The sequence below is a fragment of the Candidatus Pantoea edessiphila genome, from assembly GCF_002933315.1.
In the GTDB taxonomy this organism is placed as follows: domain Bacteria; phylum Pseudomonadota; class Gammaproteobacteria; order Enterobacterales; family Enterobacteriaceae; genus Pantoea_C.
In genome coordinates this window covers 27,296-40,580 of sequence record NZ_PDKT01000001.1, presented here as the reverse complement: position 1 = coordinate 40,580, position 13,285 = coordinate 27,296, and the positions used below count along the sequence as shown (strand labels likewise).

Sequence of the window (13,285 nt, the reverse complement as noted above, 5' to 3'; positions counted from 1 at the left end):
TAATTGTATATAAAACATGAAAATATTATTTTAAATACGGAGTATGATTATATATATTATTTTATAATTACTAAAAAACGTCATTAATAAATATAAAAATAAATTATTTTATGTTAATTTTGGGAATTATTTATGTGTTCAATCTTTGGAATATTAGAGCTAAAAACAGATTTTGCTCTTATGAAAAAAAAAGCTATTGAGTGCTCAAATTTAATGAAACATCGTGGACCTGATTATTTTGGTATTTATGAAGATAAATATATCATTTTAATACATAATCGTCTCTCAATAGTTGATGTGAAAAATGGTGCACAACCGTTATATAATGATAATAAAACTCATGTATTAGCTGTTAATGGTGAAATTTACAACTATCACAAATTATATTCTAAACTGAGTAAAAATTATAAATTTCAAACTAATTCTGATTGTGAAGTAATTCTTGCATTATATCAAGAAAAAGGTATTAATTTTCTTAATGACTTACAAGGAATGTTTGCTTTTATTTTATATGATAGTGTAAAAAAAATTTACCTTATTGGTCGTGATCACATAGGTATCATTCCTCTATATATAGGTATGAATAAGCATAATACTATTTTTATAGCTTCAGAAATGAAAGCTTTAATTCCAATTTGCTGTTCAGTTAAAGAATTTCCTCCTGGAAGTTATTTATCTAATATTCAGAATAAAATTTATCGTTATTGGCAACCTAATTGGATAAAATACAAAAATGTTAAAAATAATATAACTTATGTTTCTAAATTAAAAAATGCTTTAGAAAAATCTGTTAAAAGTCATCTCATGTGTGATGTACCTTACGGAGTACTTTTATCTGGAGGAATAGATTCTTCAATTATTTCTGCTATTACAAATAAATTAATAAAAAATCAAAATAATTTCAAAGAAAAAAACAATATACCATTACATTCTTTTGCTATAGGATTAAGAGGTTCACCAGATTTAAAAGCAGCAAAATTTGTTGCAGATTATTTAGGTACCCTGCATAATGAAATACATTTCACAATACAAGAAGGTTTAGATAACATTCGTAATGTAATTTATCATATTGAAACATATGATGTTACCACTATTCGTGCTTCAACTCCAATGTATTTGATGTCTAATAAAATTAAAGAAATGGGAATAAAAATGATATTATCTGGTGAAGGTGCTGACGAAATATTTGGTGGTTATCTTTATTTTCATAAAGCTCCAAATCCTAAAGAATTTCATGAAGAAAATATCCGAAAATTGCTATCATTACATATGTTTGACTGTATGCGTGTTAATAAAGCTATGTCAGCTTGGGGTATCGAAGCACGTGTTCCTTTTTTAGATAAAGAATTTCTAGATATATCAATGAGAATAAACCCAAAGGACAAGATGTGTGGTTCTAATGGAAAAATAGAAAAATACATATTACGTAAATGTTTCTCTTCTTATATTCCAGATATTATATTATGGCGTCAAAAAGAACAATTTTCTGATGGAGTTGGTTATAGCTGGATAAAATCGTTAAAAAAACTTGCTGAAAATCAAGTTACAGATGAACAATTAAAATCAGCTAAATTATGTTTCCCATTCAATACTCCACAATCAAAAGAAGCTTATCTTTACCGTAAAATATTTGATGAGTTATTTCCAATATCTGGTGCTGCAGAATGTGTACCAGGAGGGCCATCTATTGCTTGTTCATCAAATAAAGCAATTAAATGGGATAAGGATTTCGAAAATATAAATGATCCATCAGGTCGTTCAGTTAATGTGCATTCTTCTTATTTAAATTATTTAAAACATAATATTATTAATTAAATTTTTAATTATTAGTAAAATACAGATATAAAACAAAAACTATTTTATAAAGAAAAACTAGTTGACGTAATATAATTTAATTATCATAATAAGCTTTTTAAGAATAGCTACGTAGCTTAGTTGGTTAGAGCACAGCACTCATAACGCTGGGGTCACGGGTTCAATTCCCGTCGTAGCTAATGTTTTAGCGGAAGTGGCGAAATCGGTAGACGCACCAGATTTAGATTCTGGCGCCTTTGGGTGTGCGAGTTCAAATCTCGCCTTCCGTAATAAATCAAAAATACAGTTGGGGTATAGCCAAGCGGTAAGGCACCGGTTTTTGATACCGGCATTCCCTGGTTCGAATCCAGGTACCCCAGTTATAAAATTTTTTCTCTAAATATAAATGTATATATTTTTTTACGTCCCATAAATATTTTCAAAATATTTAGGTATTATTAATTAAAATAAATTGAAAACCTTATTAAGGTTACATGTCTAGTTTATTAAGGTTACATGTCTAGTTTTGCTTAATAAAGATATATAGTAATTAATGATTCTAATTTTATACTTAAAATTAGAATCATTAATATATTACTTTCTTAATATTAATCACTATTTATTAAATATTAGAAAATAATTTTCATTATAAATTTTGATTATTTATATCAACTAAATTGTTTGTAATTTATTCTGCATTAATAAAATATTTGTATATTAAAGAATTAACAATGAAAAAAATTTATATTAAAACTTGGGGTTGTCAGATGAATGAATATGATTCATCTAAAATAGTTGATTTGTTAAAACAAAATCAGAGATATGTTTTGACTAAAGAACCTGAAAAAGCAGATATTTTACTATTAAATACATGTTCTGTTAGAGAAAAAGCTCAAGAAAAAGTTTTTCATCAATTAGGAAGATGGAAAAAATTAAAACAAAATAATACTAATTTAATTATCGGAGTTGGTGGATGTGTAGCTTCACAAGAAGGTGAACAAATTACACAACGTGCACCTTATGTAGATATTGTATTTGGACCACAAACTTTACATAGATTACCACAAATGATAAATAAATGTTGTAACTCTAAAAATCCAATTATAGATATTAGCTTTCCAAAATTAGAAAAATTTAATAATTTTCCTAAAATAACAGCGAAAGGTCCATCTGCTTTTGTCTCTATTATGGAGGGTTGTAATAATTATTGTACATTTTGCATAGTACCTTATACTAGAGGTGAAGAAGTAAGTCGTTACAGTAACGAAATATTATTAGAAATTTCTCAATTAGCATTACAAGGAGTACGAGAAATAACTTTGTTAGGTCAAAATGTTAATGCTTACCGAGGAATGAATGCTAATGGTACAATTTGCACTTTTTCTAATCTATTGAGATTAGTTGCAGAAATTAAAGGCATAGATCGTATTCGTTTTATTACTAGTAATCCAGTCGAATTTACTGATGAGTTAATTGAAATTTATAGAGAAAATCCAAAATTAGTAAGTTTTTTACATTTACCAGTACAAAGTGGTTCTGATCGTATATTAAATCTAATGAAAAGATCACATACCGTGTCATATTATAAATCTATAATTAAAAAATTAATTAAAGCAAGACCAAATATCCAAATAAGCTCAGATTTTATTATAGGTTTCCCTGGTGAAACTAGAAATGATTTTGATCAAACTATGAAGTTTATTGCAGATATAAATTTTGATATGAGTTTTAGTTTTTTATATTCTCCTAGACCAGGAACACCAGCAAGTGATTTACCAAATGAAATAACATACGAAGAAAAAAAACGTAGGCTTTATTTATTACAAAGTCTTATTAATAAACAAGCTCAATCTTGGAGTGATCGTATGATAGGCACTATACAACGTGTATTAGTAGATAAGGTATTACGTAAAGACATGAAGGAAATATCAGGAAAAACAGAAAATAATCGTGTAGTTATATTTAAAGGATCACATAACAATATTGGTAAATTTGTTGATGTAAAAATTACAAGTAATAATGTTAATTTTTTAAAAGGCACATTAATAAATGAAGTATTGAAATAAATATTGTTAATTAATAGTATTAGAAAATAATAAATGAAAGATAATATTGTTGATTTACAAATTGCTTGTAAACATAACACTGATATTCCTAATTTATCAACATTTCAAAAATGGATAAAAACAATATTCATATATTTTGGAATAAAACACCAAGTCACTATTCGTCTAGTAAATAACAATGAAAGCTGTAGACTTAATTTAAAATATCGTGGAAAAGATTATCCAACTAACATTCTTTCATTTCCTTTTGAACGACCTCCATGGATAAAATCGTATTTATTAGGTGATTTAGTCATTTGTTTTCCGGTAATTACAAAAGAAGCAATAGAACAAAAAAAAAGTATTGAATTTCATTTAGCACATATAGTAGTACATGGTATACTTCATTTGCTTGGTTATAGCCATAACAACATAAACAAAGCTAATACGATGGAATCTATTGAAATTGAAATAATGTCCCTTATTGGTTATCCTAATCCTTATGTATACTAAATTTTATATGTTTAACATTTAAGCATTATGTCATAATATCAACAAATAATAATCGTAAATTATAACAATTTTTTATTTTTTGATAGTTATTTAGAAAAAATATTTTATCTTTCTAAAGTTAGAAATGGTTTTAAAAATTTTTACTAAACAGTAATATGTTTTTATCTTTAAGCTATAAATCTCAACTGACACGTTTGTTTCTAGCATTTATTACAGGTGCATGTGGTGTTTTTGCTTTTTCTCCTTATGATTTTTGGTCTATTTCAATATTATCTTTATCTGGCTTACAAATTCTGACGCTCAATCGTACTAGTAAACAATGTGTTGCTATAGGTTTTATATGGGGATTGGGTTTGTTCAGTTTCGGTTTATATTGGATATCTCCAACAATTGTTAATTTCAGTGGTATCGCTACTTATAAGAGTATTATAATATTAATAATATTCAATACATATTTATCAAGTTATCCAGCTATATTTGCTGGATTATTAAATAATATATGTATCAATACAAATTTTTTGCGCTTGGTATTAATTTCTCCGGCATTATGGCAATGTACTGAATATTTAAGAGGTTCAATTTTTACCGGTTTTCCTTGGTTACAATTTGGTTACAGTCAAATAGATGGACCATTAAAAGGATATGCTCCATTAGCTGGTGTTGAAATGGTTACTTTTATATTAATGGTTATTGTTGGTTTGATAGTTTTAGCTATCATGAACTTTAATATTAACTCACTATTTGCTGCTGTAATAATATTAATATTATCTTGGCTATTAAGCTATATTCCGTGGCATAAATACTTAACTAATCAAACTATAAAAGTTGCTTTAATACAAGGTAATATCTTCCAAAAAGCGAATTTAACTATAGAAAAACCAATTAAAAATGAAATTATTTATGCGAAAATTAGTAACATTTTGATGGGAAAAATACCAATTATTATTTGGCCTGAAACAGCAATTAGTGAATTAGATTTTAATCAGCAAATATTTCTGCATAGATTAAATAAAAAATTAATTGATAATAGTAGTTTTTTAATAAGTGGTATTAATGAATGTCATATAGAAAACAATAAAAATTTAAACTACAATTCAATTATAGTTTTGGGAAATAAAAAAATATTTAACTATCATATAAATAATAAGTATAGTAAAAATCATTTAGTACCTTTCGGTGAATTCATACCATTAGAAAATTTTATATTTCCATTGATATCATTTTTTAAAATGCCTTTTCCTTCTTTTAGTAGAGGCAAGTATATTCAAGCACCATTAAAAATTGCAGGTTATAATTTCACGCCTGTAATTTGTTACGAAATAATTTTTGGTGAACAAATAAGAGCAAATTTTCGAACAAATACTAATTTTCTTTTAACTATATCGAATGATATATGGTTTGGTAATTCGATAGGATCATGGCAACATTTTCAAATAGCTCGTATGCGTGCATTGGAACTAGGTAGATCATTACTTATTTGTACTAATAATGGTATTACAGCAATTATTAATGCTAGTGGTAAAATCGAAAAAATACTTCCTCAATTTACACGTAGTGTTTTAATTCATAATATAGTACCAGCTACAGGTAAAACCCCATATGCCCATATGGGGTCTTGGCTAATATGGATGTTAACAATTTTAAATATATTAATTTTTATGTTTTTTCGTTTTAAAAATATAATAAGATATATAACTTAATTAAATATTCTGCATTATAATAGAAAATCTTATAATAATAAAATAATATAAATGATTAACGTTATTATTAATTTATCTTTTAACAATAAATTGGAAGTATATTATAATATCATTGTAAAATAAGGATAATTAAGTGTGTATGCAAAAAGAATATCTTCCTAAAAAAATAGAAAGCAAAGTTCAAGCAATTTGGGATAAAAACAAAACTTTCAATGTAACAGAGCGGAAAGATAAAGAAAAATATTATTGTTTATCTATGTTACCTTATCCTTCTGGTCATATACATATGGGTCACGTTCGCAATTATACTATCGGAGATGTAATTTCAAGATACCAGCGTTTATTAGGTAAAAATGTATTACAACCAATTGGTTGGGATGCATTTGGATTACCAGCTGAAAATGCTGCAATTAACAATGACACTATACCTGCAGTCTGGACTTATAAAAATATTGCTTACATGAAAAATCAGTTGAAATCTTTAGGTTATGCTTACGATTGGAATCGCGAAATAACTACTTGTAAGCCAGATTACTATTATTGGGAACAGTTATTTTTTATAAAACTATATGAAAAAGATCTTGTTTATAAAAAGTTTTCTGAAGTTAATTGGTGTCCTAAAGACCAAACCGTATTAGCAAATGAACAAGTTATAGATGGTTGTTGTTGGCGTTGTGATACTCAAGTTCAACGTAAAGAGATATCACAATGGTTTATGAAAATTACATCTTATGCAGAAGAATTATTGACAGATTTAAATTGTTTGCATGGTTGGCCTGAAAAAGTTAAACTTATGCAACGTAATTGGATAGGTAAATCTGAAGGTATAGAGATTAAATTTGATTTATCTAATAATATTAAAGATAAAATAATAGTATATACTACACGTCCTGATACTATTTTTGGCGTTACTTATATTAATTTATCTGTAAATCATCCATTAGCTTTAAAAAATTCAACTCATAATATTTCGTTAGCTAATTTTATTAAAAAATTACGTAATAAATCAACTGACTATGATGTGAAAAAAATACAAGGAGAAAAAACCAGTTTATTAGCAATACATCCTTTAACAGGTAAATTAATTCCAGTTTGGGTATCAAATTTTGTTTCTATAGAATATGCTACTGGTGCTATAATGTCAGTTCCAGCTCATGACCAAAAAGATTGGGAATTTGCTATCAAATATAATATACCAATAAGACCAGTTATTTTAAATATTGATGGTAATAAACCAAATATTACTGAATCAGCTATGACAAATAAAGGTATATTGTTTAATTCATATCAATTTGATGGACTTAATCATAAAGATGCGGTAAATCTTATTTCTGAAGAACTAAAAAAGAAAAAAATTGGCATTAATAAAGTAAATTATCGTCTGCGTGATTGGAATATCTCACGTCAACGTTATTGGGGTACACCAATTCCAATGATGACACTACAAGACGGAACAGTTATGCCAATACCTAAAAATAATTTACCAGTTATACTGCCTGAAGATGTTGTTATGGAAGGTATTAAAAGTCCAATTAAAACTAATTCTGAATGGTCTAAAATGAATATAAATGATCAAGTTGCATTTAGAGAAACTGATACTTTTGATACTTTTATGGAATCATCATGGTATTATGCTCGATATACATGCTCTAATTATGATAAAGATATAGTAGATTCTACAGCAGCAAATTATTGGTTACCAGTAGATCAATATATAGGAGGCATAGAACATGCGATAATGCATTTGATGTATTTTCGTTTCTACCATAAGCTATTGAGAGATACTGGTTTCGTGCAATCTAATGAACCTGCAATACGTCTCCTTTGTCAAGGTATGGTTTTATCTGACTCATTTTATTATATTAATGAAAATGGTAACCGTAATTGGGTTTCTCCATTAAATGTTAGTATTAAACGTAATAAACAAGGTCAAATTGTAAATGCAGTTGATACGCAAGGAAATCAATTGGTATATGCTGGCATGAATAAAATGTCTAAATCCAAAAATAATGGAATAGACCCACAGAAAATAATTGATCGTTACGGAGCTGATACATTAAGGTTGTTTATTATGTTTGCGGCTCCACCAGAAATGACATTACAATGGCAGGAATCTGGTATTATTGGAGCACATAGATTTCTGAATCGTTTTTGGAAATTAGTATTTGAACATATCAATAGAAAGAGTACTTTTTCCTTATTAACTTTATCTGATCTCAATTATAGTCAAAAAGTATTATTAAAAAAATTAAATGACACTATTATTAAAGTAACAGATGATATTGATCGTCGTAGATCATTTAATACAGCTATAGCTTCAATTATGAAGTTAGTAAATACTCTTATTCATCATTTTAAAAATAATAAGGATGGTAAACAAGGTGAAGCATTAAGACAAGAGATATTATTAACTATAACCCGTTTACTTTATCCATTTACTCCTCATATTTGTTATATAATATGGAAAAATTTAGGAGGAAAAGGTAGTATAGACGATACATCATGGCCTACCCCTAATAAATTTGCACTACTTAGCAAGTCTTTTTTAATTATAGTTCAGGTCGATGGAAAATTACGTGATAAGATTGTAGTTACAGACAGTGATCTTACAAAAGAACAAATGCAAAAAATTGCTATGCAAAGATATGCAGTTGAAAAATATATTAATCAAGTTACTATTCGTCGAGTTATATATATACCGGGTAAACTTATTAATTTTGTCACTAATTAGTATTTTTATTATTCATTATAATAGGGAAATACAGTGAGAAGAATAACTAATAAAATATTTATCTTATTAATAATATTGATGTTAACTAGTTGCAATATGCAATCAATGCGTTTTTATCAGGCACCAATGGGGTTTAGGAATATAATTATTTGTAATGATCAAAGTTATAATCCAATTTTAAATGATTTGTATAAACTGTTGGCTGATAAAAAAGTTAAAGTAGTTGCAGATATTCCACAAAATAGAGACAGATTTCCTGTATTAAAATTTGATACACAATTTGAACATTATGGCTCAATGATAGAGTTAATTGATGATAAAACACCAAAAAACTGCAACTTTACATTAAAAATTAATGTAAATTTCAAACTACCTGGTGAAAGTTTTCATTCAGTATCGGTTGATAGTGTAAGTTCAATATGTAATTATATAGGATCCTTTAAAAAAAATTATAATTGGGTGACTAATGCAATAAATAGAAAAGCTGCTGATGACTTATTGTACAGAATATTTTATATATATAAAACAAAAATTAAAGTTAGAAAAATTAAATTAGGTCAGAAAATCAAACCCTTAATACATTCTATGCGTAGTAGAACCAAAATACGACCAAGAATGTTTCCGGCAATGCCTCCATATAGAAATAAAGTGCCACCCAGAATGTTTCCAAGAATAATTCCTCATAGAAATAAAGTCTTACAAAGAATAGTTTCAAAAACTTTTCATAGAATATAATTAAAATGTTATAAACATGATTAGGATTGATTCACAGCAACTTAACGGTCAAATTTATAATAAATTAAATAATTCTTATCTATTAATAGGTAATGAGCCTTTATTAATAGATGAAAGTTATGATTTAATAAATATAGCTGCTAAAATAAATGGTTTTCAAGAGCATGTTAATATTGCAATAGATTCTAATACTAATTGGATTAATTTATTTACAATTTGTAATTCGTTGAGTTTATTTAATTATAAAAAAGTTATTAATTTACAATTTACTGAAAATTGTTTTAATTTATTAACTATAAGAAAAATGAAAATACTGCATTCATTACTATCTCCTGATATTTTGCTTATTTGTCGTATAAAAAAGTTAACTAAGAGTGTTGAAAATAGTATTTGGTTTAGAGAATTTTTTCAATCTAGTGTAATAATTTCTTGTTGGCAATTGAGTGAAAACCAGTTAATTAAATGGATATTGAAACGTGTTGAAAATATGAATTTAATTATAGATGAAAGTGCAATAAAACTGCTTTGTTGCTATTATGAAGGTAATTTATCAGCATTATCTCAATCTCTAAAATTTTTACATTTACAATGTCCTGATAGTAAGATAACTACATCAATAGTTACAGAATCATTAAGCGAAGCACCGTTTTTTAGTGCTATTTCTTGGGTCAATACTTTATTAGAAGGAAATATTATTCGTGCAATAAATATTTTAAAACAATTAAGTAGCAATGACAGTGATGCAATCATATTATTTAATACTTTACAACGTGATATGTTAATTCTTGTAAAGCTATATCATTATCAACAACAAAAATCTATCCGAATTATTATGGATGAATATAAAATATGGAAAACAAGACATTCTTTATTTAAAATTGCATTAAAAAGATTAGATAGTGCTCATTTACAATCAATATTGTATCAATTAATAGCAATTGAACTGTCAATAAAACAAAATCAGTATCCAATAGTTTGGTTACAATTAGAGTTATTATCTTTTATAATATGTAAAAGTATTATTATTCCAGCAGATTTATCCTATGTCTTTTGAATTATACGCTATATTTGGTGGTACCTTTGACCCTATTCATTTTGGTCATTTGATTCCTGTAAAAATATTAGCTAATAAAATTGGTTTAAAATCTGTAACATTATTACCTAATAATATGCCACCTTATCGTTTACAACCAAAAGCTAACGCAATACAACGTCTTGATATGTTAAAATGTGCTATTGAAAAAGAACCACTATTTAAGATTGATACTCGTGAACTACAATATCAAATACCATCATTAACTGTTTCTACGTTAGAAAATATACGTAAAGAAATTGGTAATGATAAATCAATTGCTTTTATTATTGGTTATGATTCTTTTTTAAATTTAACACAATGGTACAGATGGCAAGATTTGTTTTCCTTATGTCATCTTTTAGTATTTAATCGTGATGGATATTTATTAGATAGACAAAAAAAACAAATATTTCACTTCATAAATAAACACATTATCCATGAAGTGAAATATTTATACTTAAAACCATCAGGATATATATGGTTTGCTAATACTCCTTTTTTTAATATCTCTTCTACCAAAATAAAATTACTACTTAGTCAAAAGAAAAAATGTGATAATCTACTCCCACTATCTGTTTTCAATTATATTAATTTTCATAAATTATATAATAAATAATTTATGGTGATATTTTTCCTTTATCATAATAAAAGCTATTGTATGTTATAAAAATAATAATAAATTATTCAATTTATATTAAACTTAAATATGCAAGTTATTTTTTTTCATAATTTAATAAATCTATTTTTATTAAGTTATAAATAATTAACATATACATTATAATGAATCACAAGATAAAAATGATATTTAAAAATAATAATTTTCGTAATTATTATAATACGAAAAAAATTCTTACCTATAGGGCTTTAATTGCCTTTTTCTTTATATTAGCAGTACTTTTTACGATATTAATAAATATATACTATTTACAAGTAGTACGCTTTAAAGAATATAAACTACAATCTATTAAAAATCATATTAAATTAATTCCAATTGCTCCAGTTAGAGGTACTATATATGACCGTAATGGAATACCTTTGGCTATTAATCGTATTTCGTATCAAATAGCTATTACATCTAAAAATACTAATAATTTAAATAAAACCATTTTAAATTTACGCAATATATTACATTTCACAGATAGCGATCTTAAAGCACTCCAAAAAGATAGCATTGCTAACTCTTATTTTAATGATGTTCCAATCAAAAGGAAATTAAATAAAAAACAACTTTCTTATTTTACTACCAAGAGATATCTTTTCCCTGGAATAATTATTAAGAAATATCAAACTCGCTATTATCCTTTTGGTAGTACACTAACTCATGTTATAGGGTATGTTTCAAATATCAATGATAATGATATGAGTTACCTAAAAAAAACAAATAAATCTTATAATTATATAGCAACTAAAAATATCGGTAAGTTAGGAATAGAAGCTTACTATGAAGATTTGCTACATGGTGAAGTGGGTTTTGAAGAAGTTGAAGTTAACAGTAGTGGTAACAAAATTCGAAAACTTAACAAACAACTACCTATGTCAGGTAATGATATCTATCTTACTATAGATTTAAAATTACAGCAATATATTGAAAAATTAATTTTAAATAAAGGTCGTATTGCTGTTGTAGCAAGTAACCCACAAAATGGTGAAATTCTAGCGATGGTCTCTATACCTAGCTATGATGGAAATTTATTTGTAAATGGAATATCCAGTAAAGCATACAATATCTTATTAAAAAATAAAGATCTTCCTTTATATAACAGGGCGATTCAAGCTGCTTACCCTCCAGCATCTACAGTGAAACCATACATAGCACTTACAGCACTTGATGCAGGAATAATTACTAAAAATACAACTATATTTGATCCAGGCTGGTGGAAAATGCCAGGTTCTAGAAAATATTATCGTGATTGGAAAAAATTGGGTCATGGTAATCTTAATATAACTAAATCCATAGAGGAATCATCTGATACATTTTTTTATCAAATAGCTTATAATATGGGAATTGATTACATTTCTAAATGGATGACTAAATTTGGTTTTGGTCAATATACTGGCATAGATTTACCTCAAGAAAATAAAGGAAATATGCCTACCCGTAACTGGAAAACAAATCGCTTTAATACAATTTGGTACCAAGGTGATACAGTTCCTATTGGTATTGGTCAAGGATATTGGACAGCCACTCCTTTACAAATGAATAAAGCAATGATTATTTTAATAAATAATGGAGTTGTTAAAGTACCACATGTTTTACGTTCTATTGGGAAAAAAAATTCAAAAATGGTTTATAACGAACCATTTTCAATGAACGTAATTCACTCTAATAGTGATTATTGGAATATAATTAAAGATGGAATGTATGGTGTAGCAAATCGTTTAAATGGAACTGTACATCAAAGTTTTGTAAATACTCCTTATAAAGCTGCAGCTAAATCTGGTACTGCCCAGGTATTTAGTCTAAGAGAAAGTGAGATTTATAATTCACGTAATATTGACGAAAGTTTGCGTGATCATAAATTAATGAATGCATTTGCACCATATGATAAACCACGCATAGCAGTTACAATTATTATGGAAAATACTGGCAATTATAAAATAGGATCAATAATGCGTCAGATTTTAGATTATTTTATGCTTAACAAAATTAAATAAATTGATTGAATAGTAGAATAATAATAAATTATTACGG

General features: G+C 26.6%; 9 protein-coding genes and 3 tRNA genes. All 12 read left to right on the top strand.

The genetic code is table 11. The features are described from left to right. Positions 1 to 132 precede the first annotated feature (132 nt). The 12 genes from asnB to mrdA all read left to right on the top strand — a co-directional run bounded on the left by asnB (position 133) and on the right by mrdA (position 13,248). Entirely contained in the window at positions 133 to 1,815 is a 1,683-nt protein-coding gene (gene asnB / locus CRV12_RS00300) for an asparagine synthase B (protein WP_136130660.1), read from the top strand. A 105-nt stretch (positions 1,816 to 1,920) separates the two neighbouring features. Further along, positions 1,921 to 1,994 (top strand) — tRNA-Met (locus CRV12_RS00295). 8 nt (positions 1,995 to 2,002) lie between these two features. Beyond that, positions 2,003 to 2,084, top strand: a tRNA-Leu gene (locus CRV12_RS00290). A gap of 18 nt (positions 2,085 to 2,102) precedes the next feature. Further along, positions 2,103 to 2,174, top strand: a tRNA-Gln gene (locus CRV12_RS00285). 351 nt (positions 2,175 to 2,525) lie between these two features. After that, entirely contained in the window at positions 2,526 to 3,860 is a 1,335-nt protein-coding gene (miaB, locus tag CRV12_RS00280) for a tRNA (N6-isopentenyl adenosine(37)-C2)-methylthiotransferase MiaB (RefSeq protein ID WP_136130659.1), read from the top strand. Positions 3,861 to 3,893: 33 nt separating this feature from the next. Further along, positions 3,894 to 4,352: an rRNA maturation RNase YbeY gene (ybeY, locus tag CRV12_RS00275; RefSeq protein ID WP_136130658.1), complete on the top strand. Its 459-nt coding sequence runs from the start codon at positions 3,894 to 3,896 to the stop codon at positions 4,350 to 4,352. A gap of 155 nt (positions 4,353 to 4,507) precedes the next feature. Further along, entirely contained in the window at positions 4,508 to 6,052 is a 1,545-nt protein-coding gene (lnt, locus tag CRV12_RS00270; protein ID WP_136130657.1) for an apolipoprotein N-acyltransferase, read from the top strand. Positions 6,053 to 6,191: 139 nt separating this feature from the next. Beyond that, positions 6,192 to 8,783, top strand: coding sequence for a leucine--tRNA ligase (gene leuS, locus CRV12_RS00265; RefSeq protein WP_136130656.1), 2,592 nt, complete (start codon positions 6,192 to 6,194; stop codon positions 8,781 to 8,783). Positions 8,784 to 8,879: 96 nt separating this feature from the next. Further along, positions 8,880 to 9,518, top strand: coding sequence for a hypothetical protein (locus CRV12_RS00260; RefSeq protein ID WP_136130655.1), 639 nt, complete (start codon positions 8,880 to 8,882; stop codon positions 9,516 to 9,518). Positions 9,519 to 9,534: 16 nt separating this feature from the next. After that, positions 9,535 to 10,572: a DNA polymerase III subunit delta gene (gene holA / locus CRV12_RS00255; RefSeq protein WP_136130654.1), complete on the top strand. Its 1,038-nt coding sequence runs from the start codon at positions 9,535 to 9,537 to the stop codon at positions 10,570 to 10,572. After that, positions 10,562 to 11,209, top strand: a complete 648-nt coding sequence (gene nadD / locus CRV12_RS00250) for a nicotinate-nucleotide adenylyltransferase (protein WP_136130653.1) — start codon at positions 10,562 to 10,564, stop codon at positions 11,207 to 11,209. The genes holA and nadD overlap by 11 nt, the downstream gene beginning before the upstream one ends. Before the next feature lie 164 nt (positions 11,210 to 11,373). Beyond that, on the top strand, positions 11,374 to 13,248 hold the full coding sequence (mrdA, locus tag CRV12_RS00245; protein WP_420022056.1) for a penicillin-binding protein 2: 1,875 nt from the start codon (positions 11,374 to 11,376) through the stop codon (positions 13,246 to 13,248). The last annotated feature ends 37 nt before the right edge of the window (positions 13,249 to 13,285 follow it).